15 protein-coding genes and 1 tRNA gene are annotated in these 16,929 nt (G+C 63.3%); 4 read left to right on the top strand and 12 right to left on the bottom strand.

The genetic code is table 11. The annotated features are described in order from the left end of the window. Nucleotides 1-49: 49 nt before the first annotated feature. Nucleotides 50-1,645, bottom strand: coding sequence for an ABC transporter substrate-binding protein (locus NKH60_RS14395; RefSeq protein WP_352831688.1), 1,596 nt, complete (start codon nucleotides 1,643-1,645; stop codon nucleotides 50-52). A 342-nt stretch (nucleotides 1,646-1,987) separates the two neighbouring features. On the opposite strand from NKH60_RS14395, the gene gcvA reads away from it, so the two are divergent. Beyond that, on the top strand, nucleotides 1,988-2,998 hold the full coding sequence (gcvA, locus tag NKH60_RS14390) for a transcriptional regulator GcvA (RefSeq protein ID WP_352471368.1): 1,011 nt from the start codon (nucleotides 1,988-1,990) through the stop codon (nucleotides 2,996-2,998). Nucleotides 2,999-3,029: 31 nt separating this feature from the next. Here the strand turns inward: gcvA and NKH60_RS14385 are convergent, their stop codons facing one another. The 9 genes from NKH60_RS14385 to NKH60_RS14345 form a co-directional block, all read right to left on the bottom strand. Next, nucleotides 3,030-3,890, bottom strand: coding sequence for an NADPH-dependent oxidoreductase (locus NKH60_RS14385; protein WP_352831687.1), 861 nt, complete (start codon nucleotides 3,888-3,890; stop codon nucleotides 3,030-3,032). A gap of 68 nt (nucleotides 3,891-3,958) precedes the next feature. Beyond that, entirely contained in the window at nucleotides 3,959-5,035 is a 1,077-nt protein-coding gene (locus NKH60_RS14380) for an LLM class flavin-dependent oxidoreductase (protein WP_352831685.1), read from the bottom strand. Nucleotides 5,036-5,108: 73 nt separating this feature from the next. Beyond that, nucleotides 5,109-6,464: an LLM class flavin-dependent oxidoreductase gene (locus NKH60_RS14375; protein WP_352872535.1), complete on the bottom strand. Its 1,356-nt coding sequence runs from the start codon at nucleotides 6,462-6,464 to the stop codon at nucleotides 5,109-5,111. Beyond that, nucleotides 6,461-7,642, bottom strand: a complete 1,182-nt coding sequence (locus NKH60_RS14370; protein WP_352616976.1) for an acyl-CoA dehydrogenase family protein — start codon at nucleotides 7,640-7,642, stop codon at nucleotides 6,461-6,463. Before NKH60_RS14370 ends, NKH60_RS14375 begins: the two co-directional genes overlap by 4 nt. 4 nt (nucleotides 7,643-7,646) lie before the next feature. Continuing rightward, nucleotides 7,647-7,988 carry a DUF3088 domain-containing protein gene (locus NKH60_RS14365; RefSeq protein ID WP_352616979.1) on the bottom strand — a complete coding sequence of 114 codons (342 nt, stop codon included), beginning with the start codon at nucleotides 7,986-7,988 and terminating at the stop codon, nucleotides 7,647-7,649. Nucleotides 7,989-7,995: 7 nt separating this feature from the next. Further along, complete coding sequence (locus NKH60_RS14360) at nucleotides 7,996-9,351, bottom strand: LLM class flavin-dependent oxidoreductase (protein WP_352471376.1); 1,356 nt, start codon at nucleotides 9,349-9,351, stop codon at nucleotides 7,996-7,998. A 13-nt stretch (nucleotides 9,352-9,364) separates the two neighbouring features. After that, complete coding sequence (locus NKH60_RS14355; RefSeq protein ID WP_352540175.1) at nucleotides 9,365-10,540, bottom strand: acyl-CoA dehydrogenase family protein; 1,176 nt, start codon at nucleotides 10,538-10,540, stop codon at nucleotides 9,365-9,367. Nucleotides 10,541-10,564: 24 nt separating this feature from the next. After that, complete coding sequence (locus NKH60_RS14350; protein WP_352831683.1) at nucleotides 10,565-12,004, bottom strand: NAD(P)-binding domain-containing protein; 1,440 nt, start codon at nucleotides 12,002-12,004, stop codon at nucleotides 10,565-10,567. A gap of 643 nt (nucleotides 12,005-12,647) precedes the next feature. Beyond that, nucleotides 12,648-12,732 (bottom strand) — tRNA-Leu (locus NKH60_RS14345). Nucleotides 12,733-13,188: 456 nt separating this feature from the next. Here NKH60_RS14345 and NKH60_RS14340 point away from each other — a divergent pair. Together NKH60_RS14340 and NKH60_RS14335 are read left to right on the top strand one after the other, a co-directional pair. Continuing rightward, entirely contained in the window at nucleotides 13,189-13,776 is a 588-nt protein-coding gene (locus NKH60_RS14340) for a YqaA family protein (RefSeq protein WP_352471381.1), read from the top strand. 29 nt (nucleotides 13,777-13,805) lie between these two features. Beyond that, nucleotides 13,806-14,324 (top strand): disulfide bond formation protein B, encoded by a 519-nt coding sequence (locus NKH60_RS14335; protein WP_352471383.1) that lies wholly within the window; start codon nucleotides 13,806-13,808, stop codon nucleotides 14,322-14,324. Between the two features lie 151 nt (nucleotides 14,325-14,475). On the opposite strand, the gene NKH60_RS14330 is transcribed toward NKH60_RS14335, so the two are convergent. Both NKH60_RS14330 and NKH60_RS14325 read right to left on the bottom strand, forming a co-directional pair. After that, the gene (locus NKH60_RS14330; protein ID WP_023677956.1) at nucleotides 14,476-15,033 is read right to left on the bottom strand and encodes an HNH endonuclease; all 558 of its coding nucleotides are present in this window, start codon (nucleotides 15,031-15,033) and stop codon (nucleotides 14,476-14,478) included. Nucleotides 15,034-15,162: 129 nt separating this feature from the next. Then, a complete protein-coding gene (locus NKH60_RS14325) occupies nucleotides 15,163-15,804 on the bottom strand; it encodes a DNA-3-methyladenine glycosylase family protein (RefSeq protein WP_352471385.1) in 642 nt (213 codons plus the stop codon). A gap of 122 nt (nucleotides 15,805-15,926) precedes the next feature. On the opposite strand from NKH60_RS14325, the gene gluQRS reads away from it, so the two are divergent. Continuing rightward, the gene (gluQRS, locus tag NKH60_RS14320; RefSeq protein ID WP_352768048.1) at nucleotides 15,927-16,802 is read left to right on the top strand and encodes a tRNA glutamyl-Q(34) synthetase GluQRS; all 876 of its coding nucleotides are present in this window, start codon (nucleotides 15,927-15,929) and stop codon (nucleotides 16,800-16,802) included. Nucleotides 16,803-16,929: the final 127 nt, after the last annotated feature.

Raw genomic sequence — 16,929 nt, 5'->3', positions numbered from 1 at the left:
GGGACCGGAGTTTCACGTGCCGATCCCAACCAGAGGGCTTGCAGAACGCTTAGGCGTTTGGCGCGAGCCATATCTGCGCGAAGCTGTTGTTGATCCCCTGAGCGCCTGGCGCGAAATCCCTGACCTTCTTGTTGGCAACAATCTGGGCGCCGGCGGCGACCAGATCGACCGACACCACGTCGTCATGGATGATGTGCTGGAATTTGTACCAGAGCTCGCGCCGCTTGGTCTCGTCGGGCTCGATCGCCGCCGCTTCGAGGATCTGGTCGACCTCGGGGTTTGCATAGTGGCTGGCGTTGGAGAAGACGAGGCCGATCTTGAAGTTCTTCGACCAGTAGGCGCGCTGGACACCGAGCGTCGGATCGAAGGTGTTCGACAGCGACTCGACGACCAGGTCCCAGGCGCGGTCGGTGTAGACGGTCTTCAGGAACGTCGACAGGTCAAGCTTGAGGATCTCGGCATCGATGCCGACCGTCGCCAACGACTGCTTGATGAAATCGGCATAGGACGCCGGCAGGAACGCGTTGTAGGCAAGCCGGAGCTTGAAGCGCGTCCCATCGGCGCCACGCGGATAGCCGGCGTCGTCGAGCAGCTTCTCCGCCAGTTTGGTATCGGGCTCGCGCGCCTTGATGCTGGGGTCATACCATTTGGGCAGCGCCGTGCTGATCGGGCTCGGCGATACCTGCGCATAGCCGTAGAGCGCGATGTCGACCAGCTTCTGCAGGTCGATTGCGTGGGCGATGGCAAGGCGCACATCGCGCTTGGTCAGGATTTCGTTCTCGTAATTGAAGAACAATTGCTGCTGTGGGCCGGAATAGGCGTAGGTGTTGGTGTCGACGACCAGAGCGGGGTTTGCCTTCAGCCGTTCGATGTCGGCCAGCGGCACGGGATTGGCGCCGATATCGATCTCGCCGGTTTCAAGAGCCGCCGAACGCGCGGCCGGGTCGAGGATGACGTGCAGGACGATGCGGTCGAGGTAGGGCCGAGGCGCGTCCCAATAATCCGGATTGCGGTCGAAGATCAGATGGCTGCCGGGCACCCATTCCTTGAGAATGAAGGGACCGGTGCCGATCGTCTGTTCGAGCTTCGGCTGTTCCGCCGGCTTGAACGTTTCGTAGACGTGCTTCGGCACAATCGGTGATTCCGAGCTGCTCAGTGCCGTGATCAGATAGGGCGCCGGCTTTGAAAGCACGATGATGGCGGTGTGCGGATCGGGCGTCTCGACCGCGGTCACGTTTTGGTAGGTGATGCGGCCGCGCGGATGCGCCTCCTTCAGCCGGAAGATGGTGAAGGCAACGTCTTCCGACGTGAAGTCCTTGCCGTCATGCCATTTGACGCTCTCGCGCAGCTTGAAGGTGTAGCGCAGGCCGTCATCGCTGATCGACCACTCCGTCGCCAGCAGCGGTTTCGGGCTGAGGTCATAGGCGAAATCAAGCAGACCTTCATTCACCTTGGGACCGATCGCCTGGCCGGTGCCCGACGAGGTGTTGATGGCAATCAGCGAGGTGGGGTCGGGATAGTAGGCCCAGTTGAGCGTGCCACCCTGGACCGGCGTTCCTTCGGCAGCGAAGGAAACCCCGGGCAATGCGAAGCTCGCACCGCCAAGCAACAGCAGCTGGTTGAAATGACGACGATTGACAGACATGGCCTTGAGCTCCGGAAAACGGCTACGATGGCATCCGGCGGCCGAACACACTCCGGCGCCTCGACGCGATGATCCCTGCCACGCCGCAAAACCGGAAGAATGATTTTCTATCGTCTGCCGAAAGCACTGCTTCGCACGACCGTTTCATTCCAGGATCTGGCAAAGCTGCTCGACGCCCAAATCAGCGCTCCGATCTTATTTCTACAAGAATTGTAGACATTACGATTTTTTAGATTTCCGTTCCCGCTGCCGCGACGCTGCGGCAAACGAAATTTTCCACCGGGCACTTTGGCGCAAAGCCCGCCCTCGTCGCGCCCGGCCTGAACGTGTTGAATGCGCTCCATGGTCGATCTCATTCGCGCAAAATCAAGGAAGCTGCGGCCGACGCTGGCGAGGCTTCCGCCGCTGACGTCGCTTCGAGCTTTTGTCGCAACCGCCCGCCACCTGAGCTTTACGCGGGCGGCCGAAGAACTCCATGTGACGCCTGCCGCCATCGGCCAGCAGATCCGCCTGCTCGAGGATCACCTCGGTCAACCGCTGTTCCATCGCAACCGTGGCGAGCTTCTGCTGACGTCGGCCGGCCAGGCGCTGATGCCCGGCCTCACCGAGGCTTTCGACGTCGTTGTCGAGTCGGTCGCGCGGATTTCCGGCGACGAGGAGGATGCGCCGATCAAAGTGTCGGTTGCGCCCTCCTTCGCCAGCAAATGGCTGATCCCGCGCCTCGACGCACTGCGCGACGCGGTACCCGGCCTAGAAGTGCTGGTCGACGCATCAACCAGGCTTGCCGACTTTGCCAGCGAAGACGTCGACTGCGTCATCCGCTACGGGTCGGGCGCCTATAGCGGCCTGCTGACGGAACGGCTGTTTTCGGAAGCGGTGCTGCCCGTCTGCAGCCCGGAATTTGCTCGCATGCACGGTCTCTATCGCGGGCCGGAGGGGCTGCGTGACGCACCGATCCTGCATGAGGACGGTCCGGAACGCGATCCAAGCTGCCCTGACTGGAAGGGCTGGCTGAGATCCAACGGCCTGTCCGGCCGCTTTGTCGAGGGCGGTATACGGCTTAGCCAATCGTCACTGGTGCTCGACGCAGCTGCTGCCGGCAAGGGCATCGGTCTCGGCAAATTCCGGCTGGCCGAGCCTGACCTCGCCGCGGGGCGTCTGGTCAGTCCATTCGGCTCACCGCAGCCGGTCGAGTTTTCCTATTATTTTGCGACGACGCCGCACAAGGCGAAGCTGGAGACGGTCGAGCGCTTTCATGGCTGGCTGAAGGCCGAGGCGCGCCAGCTCGGCGCTCTCGACGTCCCACCGCCGGCGGCGCTTCCGGCGCGCATCGCAATTATCGCGGCCGAATAGCCTCGCCGCGGTCTCGCGAGCAGGCGCGCGCCTATTTGAGCTTGAAGCCCAGGGCCTTCAGCACTTCGCCCAGGCGATCACGGCCTTTCAGCGCTACTTTGCTACCGATACGGTTCGAAACCAACTCTGTCCAGTCGACCACAGGCATCGCCTGCTCCTGCTGGAATGAACGAAGCCTCTGGTTGTAGGCTGCAAGATCGTCCGGATCGGGCTCTGATCGATAGCGCTCGCGGTACAGCACCGCAGCCTGCGGCAGTCTGGGCTTGATGTCAGTCGCAGCCAGGAGATCGGGATAGCCGACGGTCAGGCCGAACACCGCCACGGTTTCCGGCGGGAGGCCGAGTTCGCGCGCCACCTCCTGCGGATGATTGCGCATCGCGCCGATGTAGCAGGAGCCGAGCCCGAGCGCGTCGGTCGCCACCACGGCGTTCTGTGCGGCAAGTGCGGCGTCGATCACGGCCAGCAGAAAACTCTCCTGATAATCGAGCCCCTCGCCCACCCGGCCGTTTGCCTCGGCAATGGCGCGCAGCCGCGACAGGTCGGCCAGCCAGACCAGCAGCAGCGGCGCCTGCTCGATATGGCGATTGATCGCCGCCAGTTCGGCAAGCCGCGCCTTGCGCGCCGGATCCTCGACTGCGATGACGCTCCACGCCTGGAGATTGGAAGAAGTCGGCGCCGACTGGGCGGCGGCGACGATCAGTTCCAGCGTCCCTTCGGGAAGAGGCTTGGCGAGATAATTGCGGACCGAGCGATGCGAAAGGATCGCCTCGAGGGCTTCGTTCCAGGTTCCGGTATGCGCGCTTTGCGGCGCTCGATAACGCCGCCGTAGCGCCGCTTCACCACGCAGGTCAGCGTCGGAAGGGCGGATGCTGAAGGCGGCCGGCTGTGACATCGTCTTCCCTACTGGCAATCTGGCTTATCCGGTGTTCTGACGACCCCAGGTCATTCAAGAAGCGCGGCTTAGGCCCCGTTGCGCAAAAGCGGAAGCAACTGATCGCCTTGCCGCTTGATCTCGGAAAGATACGGCGTGTCCGAGAGCACGAAATGCGTGATGCCCAGATCCCGGTATCTGCCGAGCGAGCGGGCGACGTCGGCGGCCGAGCCGACCAGCCAGGTGGTGCCAGCGCCGCCGCCGCCATATTTGCCCGGCGCAGTATAGAGATTGTCGTCCAGCACCTCGCCGCGCGCGTGAAGATCGAGCAGACGCTGCTGGCCCACCGCTACCGCCCGACCGTGATCGTTCCAGCCGGCTCCCTGGCCCTTGGCCATCTCGTCGACCTTCGCCTCGGCGTCCGCCCAGGCCTGCCCAGCGGTGTCGCGGACCAGCGTGGTGACCCGCAACCCGAACTCCAGAGGCGGGAGGTCTCGGTCGAGTTCCCTGCTCAAGGCTTTGAGCCGCTCGATCCGCTCCCGGACACCGTCGAGCGGCTCACCCCAGAAGAGCTGGACATCCGCGTCGCTGGCCGACACCCGCTCCGCCGCCTCCGACGCGCCGCCGAAGTAGAGCTTGGGATGGCGACGATCGCCACGGACATGGATGCGGGGCATCACGGTAGAGCCAGTGACCTGGAAGTGCTCGCCCGCAAAGGTCACGTTCTCTTCAGTCCAAAGTCTGCGAACCAGGCGCATGAACTCTCTGGTACGGGCATAGCGATGTATCTGGTCACCTTCGCTGTCGCCATAAGCAGCAAGGTTGTCCTTGCCTGACACTATGTTGATACGCACGCGACCGGCGGTCAGCTGGTCGAGCGTGGCTACGGCGGATGCGAAGTGCGCCGGCCGCCAGTACCCCGGGCGGATCGCGATGAGCGGCTCGAAGGAGGTGGTCCGCGCGGCGAGCGAGGCCGCGACAGTAAAAGTGTCGGGCCGACCCCAGCCGGTACCGATCAGCGCGCCCTTCCAGCCGTATTCCTCAAGCGCCTTCGCGTGGCTGGTCAGCGTCTCCAGGCTGTTGTGGTCCTCGACGGCCGAGTCGCCGCGGTGACCGGGATCGACTTGGTTCGGGATGTACCAAAGAAACTCGGTATCAGCGCTCATTGTCGGGCCTGTATTTTGGCCGGGCATGAGGTCAATGGCAGGACCTTCCCCTCCGTTGTATTTTGATGACCATTCAATGGGTGGCCTCATGCAGCGCTGGCGCCTTGTGCGGCTGCGGTGCAAAGCGGCTTTCGGGTCTGGCAAGCCCGAGATGGTCGCGCAGCGTGCGCCCCTCATAGTCGGTGCGGAACAGGCCGCGCCGGCGCAGGATCGGCACCACCGTATCGACAAAGACCTCCAGTCCGGTCGGCAGCACGTCCGGCATCAGGTTGAAGCCGTCGGCGGCGCCGGCGACAAACCATCTTTCGATATCGTCGGCGATCTGCTCGGGCGTGCCGACGATGGTGCGGTGGCCGGTGCTGCCGTTCAGCGCCCGGATCAGCTGGCGAACGGTGAAATCGTTGCTGCGCGCGAGCGCGAGCGTGGCCTTGAAGAAGGTGTGGCCGCCATTGGGGGGCAGTTGAATCCCTTCTGGCAGCTTCTCGTCGAGCTTCAGCCGCTCGCGATCGATGCCGAGCACGCCGGACAGCCGGCCAAGGCTGTAGTCGAGCGGGATGCGGTCCCAGAGCTCTCCTTGCCGCCGCTCCGCTTCGGCCTCGGTGCCGCCGATGATGGTGGCTAGGCCGGCGAGGTTGAGCGGCACGCCGCCGGTGCGGCCATAGGCGACGGCACGCGCCTTAAGTTCCCGCGCATAGCCGAGCGCTTCCTCGAAAGACTGCGATGCGGAAAACACAGCTTCGGCGTGGCGGGCGGCGAGGTCCTTGCCGTCATCGGACCCGCCGGCCTGGACGACCACCGGATGCCCTTGCGGCGAACGCGGCACATTGTGCGGCCCGTGCACCGAGAAATGTGCGCCCTTGTGGTCGATGGCGTGAACCTTGGTGGCATCGACGAAGCGCCCGCTGGCGACATCACCGATGAAGGCATCGTCCTCCCAGCTGTCCCACAATGCCTTGACGATGTCAGCGAATTCCGCCGCCCGCTCGTAGCGCCGGCCATGATCGATGGCACCGTTGAGGCCGAAATTGCGGGCCGAGGCGGGATCGGCCGTGGTGACGATGTTCCAGCCGATGCGTCCGCCGCTGACATGGTCGAGCGTCGCGAAGCGCCTGGCGATATTGTAGGGCTCGTTGAAGCTGGTTGAAGCGGTGGCGATCAGGCCGATGCGCTCGGTTGCGGCGGCTACCGTCGCCAGCACGATGGTCGGCTCCAGCGACGTGATCGGACGATAGTCAATGCGGTCCGATATCGCCGCCTGGTCGGCAAGGAATACGGCGTCGAGCTTTGCGCGCTCTGCGATCTTCGCCACCTGCACATAGTGGTCAACGGTGAAGGCGGCATAGGGGTCGACGCCGTCCATCCGCCATGCCGCCGGCGAGAAGCCGGCATGCAGGATGTTGACGTTGAGATGGAGCTGCCGGCCGCTCATCGAAAGACGCCGGGCTCGGGATAAGCGCCGGTCAGATACCAGGTGCCGACAGTGCGGGTCTTGTATTCGGCAGGGTTGTGCAAGGTGTGAATGCGTGCGTTGCGCCAGAAGCGGTCGAAGCCGTATTTGCGCACTGCGGAGCGGGCACCCATCACCTCGAATATCTCGGTCGTGACTTCGAGCGCAACATCGCCTGCCAGCACATTGGCCGCGGCGACGGCAACCGCCGCCTCACCGCGTTCTTGCTCGGTCAGCGCCTTGCCGCGCGCGATCGCATGATCGATCGCCGCCGCCGCGCGATCGGCCAGCGCCGTCGCCGCCCGCGTCTTGACCCAGAGCTCGCCATACTGCCGCTTGATCCATGGATCGTCGATATGGCGCTCGACGCCGGAATACATCCACGGCCGCGAACTGTTGAGCGTATAATCTCGCGCCGCCAGCAGCGCGCCCTGGGCCGTGCCGACAAAGACATTGAGCAACACGCTCTGCTGCTGCAGCGGGCCGATGGTGCGGATTGGCAACGACGCGTCGACCCAACCGCGCACCAACTCGCTGTCGTGGATCCTGACGTCCTTGTAGGCGACCTTGCCGCTGCCGGTCTGCGTCTGGCCGATGCCGTCCCAGTCGTCGAGAACGGTGATGCCTTCGCGATTTGCGGGGATCGCCGCGAATTTCCTCTCGCCGCTGACCTCGTCTTCCCACGAGGTCGAAAGATAGTCGGCGACATGCGAGCCGGAGGCGAAGGGTTTGAAGCCGTTTACGATCGTCCACTCGCCATCTTTGCGGCCGAACAGCGTTTTGGAAAAACTGTTGCCGGTGTTGCCCCAGAACCAGTCGCCGGCAGCCGAACGCCGCAGCAGATCGGCTGAGCGCGGTTCGTCCGAATTGAGCCTGGCGGCGATCAGTGCGCTGAAATGGTAGCCGTAGATATGGCCGATCGAGCCGTCGACCTTGGCGAACTCGCGCCCGATCTTCAGCGCCGTCGAATAGGGTTCCCCGGCGCCACCGAATTCCTTGGGGATCACGATGGTGAGTAGGCCGCTTTGCTTGAGAAGACGTATCTGTTCGGTAGGCCTGCCGCCAAGCTGGTCGCGCTCGACCGCATCGCGGGCAAAGATGTCGCGCAGCTCGACCGCCTTGGCGATCCATGGATTGGACGTATCGGGATCGAAGGTCATCGTCTCACTCATGCAGCTGCGGGAAGCCGTGGCGCTCGGCAAGCAGTGCAAGAATGCGCCTGGTGTCATCGGCGAAGACCTTGCCCTTGGCCGTCGGCAAGTCGGCGGGCGGATCGCTGCCGATGATCAGCACCGGCAGCGACTGGTGCCGTTCGCCGAGCGCGTCGATCACCTTGCCTCTCGGCCTCGAAAACGGCACGCGCTCAACGTCGAGTCTGGCGGCGAGATCGGGAAAGGCTGCGAGCAATCCCTCAACCTGGTTGCAATAGGGGCAGACGAACGTCTGGCCCGGCTGATTTGGGTCGGCGAAACCCGGCTGGATGAGAAAGAGCGTGTCGCGCGCCATTGCCGGCCTATTCCGCAGCTGCCGCGGCATGCCGCGAAAAACGGTTTGCCGGTCGCTTCAGGCCGAGATTGTCGCGCAAGGTGCTGCCCTCATACTCGTCGCGGAACAGGCCACGGCGGCGCAGTTCCGGCACCACCAGCTCGATGAAATCCTTCAGGCCGCCGGGCATGATCGGCGCCATGATGTTGAAGCCGTCGGCGCCGTAATTCTCGAACCGCTCTTCCATGGTGTCGGCGATCTGTTGCGGCGTGCCGACCACCTGCCAGTGGCCGCGGGCGCCGGCGATGCGCAGATAAAGCTGCCGGATCGTCAGGTTCTCGCGCCACGCCAGATCGATCACCAGCGCTTGCCGGCTCTTGCCGGCATTGGTCTCCGGCAAATCCGGCACCGGCCCGTCGAGCGGATAGGCGCTGAGGTCGAAGCCGCCGGCCAGCGCCGAGACCAGACCGAGGCCGACTTCCGGCTGGATGAGATCCTGCAGCTGTTCGAACTTCCCCCGCGCCTCGGCTTCAGTGCGGCCGACGACCGGGAAAATGCCTGGCAGGACTTTCAGGTCATCCTCCGAGCGGCCATATTTGCCGAGCCTGCCCTTGACGTCGGCATAGAAGGCGGTGGCTTCGTCGAGCGTGATCTGCGCGGCGAAAATCGCTTCCGCGGTACGAGCCGCCAGCTCTTTGCCCGGACCCGACGCGCCGGCCTGGACCACGACCGGACGACCTTGCGGCGTTCGCGGCGTGTTCAGGGGACCACGCACCTTGAAGTGCTGGCCCTTGTGGTTCAGCACATGCAGTTTGTCCTTGTCGAAATAGCGCCCGCTTGCTCTGTCGCGCGGGAAGGCGTCATCCTCCCAGCTGTCCCACAGGCCGAGCACGACATCGGCGAATTCCTCGGCGCGGTCGTAGCGCTCGCCATGCTGGATATGCGTCTCGTGACCGAAATTGAACGCTGCCTCCGGATCGGAAGAGGTGACCAGATTCCAGCCTGCGCGCCCGCCGCTCAGATGGTCGAGCGACGCGAACTGGCGGGCCAGATTGTAGGGATCGGAAAAACTGGTCGACGCCGTGGCGATGAGGCCGATGTTCCTGGTCACAGCCGACAGTGCCGACAGCAGCGTGATCGGCTCGAACGGATAGACGCCGCTATGCGCCTTGCGGCTGGCGGCCTCGAGGTTGCTCAGCCGCGCCGCGACGCCATCGGCAAAGAAGATCGCGTCGAATTTGGCCGCTTCCGCCAGCCGGGCAAGTTCGACGTAGTCGCCGAGGCTGGTCCCCTCGCCTGCCGCTGGATGGCGCCAGGCCGCCACATGGTGACCGGTGAAGAGCAGAAACGCTCCCAGCTTGAGCTTGTCCTTGCGCCTGGCCATTTTTTTCGCCTCCTCAGCGGTACAGTCCGCCGGCCGGGAATTCCCCGGTCAGCAACCAGGTGCCGATCGTGCGCTTCTTGTATTCGGCCGGATTGTGCAGCGTGTGCGTGCGCACGTTGCGCCAGAACCTGTCGTAGCCGTTGGCCTTGGTGGCTGAGCGGGCGCCCATCACCTCGAAAACCTCGCTCGACGCGTCGAGGCCGACTTGTCCGGCGTAGACATTGGCGGTGGCGAGATCGATCGCCGTCTGCCCGCGCTGCTCCAGGGTCAACGCCTCGCCCTGGCCATAAGCGGCATCGAGGCTGCATGCTGCTATATCGGCCAGTTCGGCCGCGGCGAGCGTGCGGATATAGAGGTCGCCATATTTGCGTTGCACGAACGGATCGTCGGTATGTTTCTCATAGCCGGAATAGACCCAGGGGCGCGATTGCGAGACCGTATAGTCCCGGCCTTCGCTCAGCGCTCCTTGCGCGCTGCCGACGAACAGGTTGAGCAGGACCGCCTGCTGGAACAGTGACGTCAGCGTCTGGAACGGCGTCAGCGGCACCGCGGGCGAGCCAATCAGTTCGTCGTCGCCGACATGCACGTCCTTGAACGTCACCTTGCCGCTGCCGGTCTGCCGCTGGCCGACACCATCCCAGTCATCCTCGATGACGATGCCCTCACGGTCAGCCGGGATCGCTGCCGCTAGTCTATCCTGGCCGTCCTCCCAGGCAACCTGGATGTAGTCTGCGATGTGGGAACCGGAGGAGAACGGCCGAAAGCCGCTCAGGATCCAGCCCGTGCCGTTGCGCCTGGCCGTCGACGTCTTCGACATGGCGTTGCCGGAATTGCCCCAGACCCAGTTCTCCCTTGCCGAGCGTGTCAGCAGCCGGTCCCTCTGCGCCTGCGTGCCACGGAACAGCACGCCATTGAGCGGCAGATGATGGTATCCGTAGAGATGGGCGAGCGAGCCGTCGGTGCGGGCGAATTCGCGCACGACGCGAAGCACCGACAGCCAGGGTGCGCCCTTGCCGCCATAGCGCTTGGGAATCTGCGCCGACGGCAAACCACTTTCCTTCAGCAGGCGGATCTGTTCGACGGGCCGGCCGCCGGCCTTGTCGCGCGCCACGGCATCCCGATCGAAGATTTCGCGCAGTTCGACCGCCGTGGCGACGAACGGGTCGGAAAGGTCAGGGCTGAAGGTCATCGGCGTTTGTCCATGGAAATGCGTCTATTCCACCGCGATGGTCTGCGCCGGCCGCGAGACGGAAGCGGCATAGGCGTCTTCGCCGAACTCGGCCGGATGGCTCCCGGTTATGCGGCTCTCATGGCTGTCGAGATCGGCGAGGAAGAGATCGCGGCTGATGCGCGCGACAACGGCCGGCACATCGCGCCTGATCGACGGCACATCGCCGATCGGCAGGCCGAAACTGACAAAGCCGCCGGGATTGAAGACATGGATATTCCTCAGGAATGGCGCCTCCCCCGGCGCCTTCTCGAGAAATTCATGGCCGAGGCCGAGATAAGGATGGGCGCCGAAAAATTCATCCAGCTCTGCTTCCGGCGGCGCGTACTGGTCGCGCCATAGCCGGATGGTGGCGGCGAAATCGGCGAACTCAGGCTTGCGCGTCGGGTCGGCGAAATAGCCGGTGCCGGCGACGACGAAGTCGAACGCAAACGTCTCGCCTGCGATATCGGTGACGACCTTGCCGTCTTCGACATCCGCATTTGTCCAGGGGGCACCGAGATGGAGATGAAAATTCTGGTGCCGCACCGCCCGCTCCACCGCATCGAGCGGCGGCGTTGAACCGGCCTCGCGGAAGCGCAATGCCTGGCGCCAGCGCACCGCATCGGGCAGCCGAGGATAATTGTCATAGGCGCCGGGATAGCCGCGCACGCGGTTGATCGGCACACTGGCAATGCTGTTGCGGCGGGCAAAGAGACGCACCGATTTCGCGCCGGCCTCAAGGGCAGCTCCGGCCGCATCGAATGCCGAAGCCGCCGACCCGACGACAGCCATTGCCTTGCCCTTGAGCGAGGCAAAATCGATTGCCGCCGAACTGTGTGCGACAAGGCCCCGCGGCAAGGCGGCAAGTACCGCCGGTATCACTGGACCGCCGCTGCCGCCAAAGCCATTGGCCAGAATGATCTTGCGCGCCGTTTCGACCGATGGCGTGCCGTCGGCTTCGAGGTGGAGGCGAAAAAGCCCGCCGGCCGGCTCGATGCGAATGAGACGCGTGCCGTAACGGATGCCGATACCGAGGAACGCGCGATACCATTTCAGGTAGTTCGCCCAATCCGTCCGTGCGATGCGGTCGAATCCGGCATAGGCTTCCGCACCGTGGCGGGCTTCGTACCAGGACTGAAAGCTCAAGCCCGGCAAGCCGAGTTCCGGCCCCGGCAAGCCCTTTGGCGTTCGCAGCCGGTTCATCCGTGCATGAGTGAACCAGATGCCGGCCTTGCTTTCATCCGATGCCGCGTCGACGACAGTAACCTTGCCGATGCCGGCACGCCTCAACGCGAAGGCAAAGGTCGCCCCCGTCTGCCCACCGCCAACGATGAAGACATTGTGGTCGATGCCTTCCCGGTCCGGCACCCAGTTCTGCGGATCGGGGCCGATCAGCCGGAGCGTCTCCCGGGCGTGGTGATCTGGATCGGTCGGTAAGGCCATTTCGGTCCCGGCTGAAGTTGAGCCTCATCAAACTCCGCCTCGGTCGGCAAACAGTCCAGAAATGTTCGCTTTGATTGGCCGGTAGTTTTTTTCACTTGCATTGCAACGACGCGCTTTCACAGCCGACGAATGGGCGGCGCGTGTGGCCTCCCTGAAGCCGGGGCATCTTTTTGATATTGCAGCGGGCTCAAGCGCACTGGTCATTTTATTTCTTACGGCTCACGCGTAATGCGCCGACGCAGTCGGGCATTGGTGTCGAGCACATCAGCGGCGTCGCGTGGTCAGCGGGATCAAGCTTGATCTTGGTCGACCGACATGGGTGACGTCCGCCATCTGAAAGACGGCAGATCGCGGATACACCAGCAACGGTCCTCGCAGGATAGGACAGCGCAGCTACTCAACAGGCGTCCCAAGAGGCCCGTCGGCTACTCCATCGCAGGAACGAAAACCAGAAGAGTAGCGGACCTTTCGTGTGCAGTTTTTGCACACGATCTCTCATAACATATTGATTTTATGTGTTGATCTGTCCCATCCATCACCGGACATTGCGGAGTATCCTGGTGGAGGTGGGCGGCCGACACGATTCGAACTCTGGCGCGACAGGTGAAATGACTGCCGTTCTCAAAGTTTGTTGGCCGATAGTTGGTGCGGGTGGTCGGGCTCGAACCGACACTCCTTTCGGAACTGGATTTTGAATCCAGCGCGTCTACCAGTTTCACCACACCCGCAAGGCGCTAACTCATTTACCTCTCAACGCTCTCATGCTGCACCTACGCAGAGGGTGGCAGTTCGAGAATTAAGCGGCTCTTAACTCCTAACCCATTGACCTCCAATCCTATTACCCTGCGGGCTGACGGTAGACGCATCCTGATTTTGAGTCGAGCGCGTCTACCAATTCCGCCATAGGGGCTCAGGCCGGGCGGCCTGGATGGGCGCGGACTATACGGTTGGAGGCCTGTTCGTCAACTGGCCAAATCCCGACATCTGGGCTCGCTCAAGCCTCAGCCTTTCGATTTCGTGAAGCAGCTGCCATTGTGCAGCGCGGAAAATCTTTCTAGACAGGCGGCGCATGTCATTGAAGCGCACCTCGTCCGACGAGGTTGATGCTGGGCGCTTCCAAGTCTTGTTTGTACATGTCGTGATCCCAAGACCGCTTCTGGTTTGGGCGTGCATTAGGAGTGCCGATGCTTCGCGGACTTTACGACTGGACCTTGTCGCTGGCGGCGAGCAAATCCGCCGAATGGTGGCTGGCCTTCATCGCCTTCGTCGAGAGCTCGGTGTTCCTGGTGCCGGCCGACGTCCTCTATCTGCCGATGGCGCTGTCGCGGCCGGATCGCGCCTATCGTTACGCGCTGGTCGCCACCGTCGCCTCGGTGCTGGGCGGCATCGCCGGCTGGTTCATCGGCCATTATGCCTATGATGCGATGGCGCGGCCGATCCTCGAATTTTATGGCAAATATGACGAGTTCGAGGCGATGCGCGTCTCATCGGGTGTTGGCTTCATCATCCTGATGCTGGTCACCTCCGGCCTCGCCCATCTGCCGCCGATCAAGGTTGTGACGATCCTGTCGGGCGTCATCGGTGTTCCTTTGCTGCTGTTCATCGTGCTGGCAATCGTGGCGCGCGGTGCTCGCTTCCTGTTTCTCGCGTGGCTCTTGCGCCGCTATGGCGAGCCGATCCGCCACTTCATCGAAAAGCGCCTTGGCCAGATTGCAGGCGCCGCCGCCGCCGCCCTGATTTTGCTCTATATCGTCGTCAAATACGCCGTCTGAACGGCATCGAACCGAATGGACTGAGCCCGATGACAGCGACCGTGAATACCGATACCGGACGCCAGCGGCTGCGCACCGCCCTGTTCCTCGCTGTCGCCATGGCCGCCACGGTCGGCTCGGCGCTGGCCTTCCAGTATCTCGGCGGCTACATCCCCTGCAAGCTCTGCCTCGAGCAGCGCACGCCTTACTACGTCGGCGTGCCCTTGATGCTGCTGGCGGTGCTTGCGTCGGCTCTTCAGGCGCCAGCCTGGGTAAGCCGTGGCCTGCTGGCCATTGGCGGCCTGCTGATGCTCTACGGCGGCTATCTCGGCGTTTATCACTCCGGCGTCGAATGGGCGTGGTGGCCAGGCCCGACCGATTGCACCGCAGCCGCCGGGCCGGTGGACACCGGCGGCAAGGGCGTGCTCGATGCGCTCGACAAATTCGTCCCGCCCTCCTGCGACAAGGCGGCGCTCCGCATCCTCGGCCTGTCGCTGGCCGGCTGGAACGCCATCGCCAGCTTTGTCCTGGCAGTCGTAGCCTTCCGCAGCGCCTTCGCCCGCGACTGATTTAGCGCGACACGAGATCATCCAAGAATTCGGCAGGCTGAGTCGGGTGGAGTGATTGCCGAGAACCGAAGCGGAGCGGACATTGGTCCGTGAGCATCGGAAGCGCAGAAAATCGCTTCAGACGGCCAGCCTCCCGAATTATCGGATGATCTCACGGCTCGAGTTCGACATCCCAGTACAGATAATCCATCCAGCTTTCGTGTAGATGGTTGGGCGGGAACAGCCGGCCGTTATTATGCAAATCATGCACCGTCGGCTGGTAGGGCTTCTGCAGCGGCCACATCTTGGCGTGGGCCGGCATCATGCCGCCCTTCCTCAGATTGCAGGGCGAGCAGGCAGCGACGACATTCTCCCAGGTCGTGGCGCCGCCGCGATGGCGAGGAATGACATGGTCGAACGTCAGATCGTCCGGCGTGCCGCAATATTGGCATTGGAAACGGTCACGGAGGAAGACGTTGAAACGGGTAAACGCCGGATGCCTCGACGGCTTCACATAAGCCTTCAGGCTGACGACGCTCGGCAGCTTCATCGAAAAGGTCGGTGAAGAGACGGCGTGTTCGTATTCGGCGACGATGTTCACCCTCTCGAGGAACACCGCCTTGATGGCATCCTGCCAGGACCAGAGCGACAGGGGGTAATAGCTGAGCGGACGGTAATCCGCGTTCAGCACCAGCGCTGGAAGCCCATCCGGAGATACGGCAACCGTCACGTCGTTGACCTCCTTCACCCTAGAACCGGTCGGCGCGGATACTGTAAGCCCGACATGACAGGGATGTGAAGCGGATTGTCGATCATGCCGGGTCTCAAAAACGCATGATTTCAATGCTTTTTTGCGGATTCAGGCCGGAGGCGCGGCATCCCTGCCCTTCAATTCGCGATAATAAGCCCAGAAAAGCCGCGATGCGACACCGCGCCACGGGCTCCATGATTCGGCAAGCCGGATCAGCATTTTCTCCGGCGGACGCGGGTCGATGCCTAGTGCATGGCCGACCGCGCTCTGCAATGCAACGTCGCGCGCCGGAAAGATGTCCGGGTGTCCGGCGGCAAACAAAAGGTAGACTTCAGCCGTCCACGGGCCGATCCCCGGCACCCTGGTCATGGCCGCGATCGCCTCGCTTGCATCGAGCCGACAGAGGTGATCGAGGTCGAGCCCGTCGGCCACCGCCCGGGCGACGGCAAGCAGGCCGCGCTGTTTGGGTCGCGACAGCCCGGCCTCGCGAAAGATCACCTCGTCGGCGGCAAGTATCGCCTGCGGCGTCAGCGGATCGAGCAGTCTCGTCAGCCGGCCGAAGATGGCGTCGGCGCTCGCGCGGGACACTTGTTGCGAAACGACGATGGAAGCAAGGCTCCTGAACCCCGGCTCCGATAGCCTGAGCGGCACCTCGCCGGCCATGCCGCGCACTCTTTCCAGGCGTGGGTCGAGTAAGCATAGCCTATCCAGCCCTTGCGCAATGTCGTCGAGACTGGCGATGCGTTGCATGTCTGCTTGTTCCAAAATCAAAAGTGCCGCACGCTTCGTCACGTGTCCCTCTGGACGCACGACGCCACCGGCGCAAAGTAGCAATTGGCGAAAGCGCCACACAACCCGATTGCCGCCGGACAATGACACTGCTGACATTCCGCTTCGCGCCGAGCCCGAACGGCGAACTGCATCTCGGCCATGCCTATTCGGCGCTGCTCAATCAGAAATTGGCAAAGGCGACGGGCGGACGCCTGCTGCTGCGCATCGAGGATATCGACACGACACGCTGCACGCCGGAATTCGAGGCAGGCATTTTTCGCGACCTGAAATGGCTGAGGCTTGGCTGGGAGGAACCGGTGCGCCGCCAGTCCGAGCATTTTGCCGAATATCGGGCGATGCTCGAGCGGCTGATCGAGGAAGAACTTGTCTACCCGGCCTTCATGAGCAGAAGTGAGATCCGCGCCTTTATCGCCGACAGCGAGAAGCGTGGCCGCGACTGGCCGCGCGACCCGGACGGCGTGCCGCTCTATCCTGCCGCCGACAAGGCGTTGACGGCGAGCGAACGCAAGCGGCGCCAGGCCGAAAATGTGCCATTTGCCTGGCGGCTGGACGTCGATGCGGCAATAGCGCGCGCCGGCAAGGACCTGTCATGGGCCGAATACACGAACGAGACGCTCTCCGCGACGCGTCGTGTCGAAGCCCATCCGCAGGATTGGGGCGACGTGGTCGTGGCGCGCCGCGAAATCCCGACCAGCTATCACCTCGCCGTCACCATGGACGACGCGCTGCAGGGCGTCAGCCATGTCGTGCGCGGCCAGGATCTCTATTCCGCGACCAGCGTGCAGCGGCTGCTTCAGCAACTGCTTGGCCTGCCGCAGCCGGCCTATTTTCACCATCGCCTGATCCTCGGCCCGGACGGACGAAAACTGTCGAAGAGTCTTGGCGATACCGGCCTTGCCGCCCAGCGTAAGACGGGCGCATCGCCGGACGATGTGAGGCGGCTGGTCGGTCTCTAGCGGCGCCAAAGGCATTCCTTGAATGGAAATGAGCCTATGGATCAACGGTTTGGTTTTGCCTTCCGCTCGGAACGGCATTAGAGCAAGCGCGACAATCAGTCCTCACCGACGCGTGGCCTCCGGAAAA

Origin of the sequence: Mesorhizobium sp. M1006, from assembly GCF_040318825.1 — a bacterium.
GTDB lineage: Bacteria > Pseudomonadota > Alphaproteobacteria > Rhizobiales > Rhizobiaceae > Mesorhizobium.
Note: the sequence above shows the minus strand (reverse complement) of the source record. Positions and strands in the feature narration are given on the sequence as shown.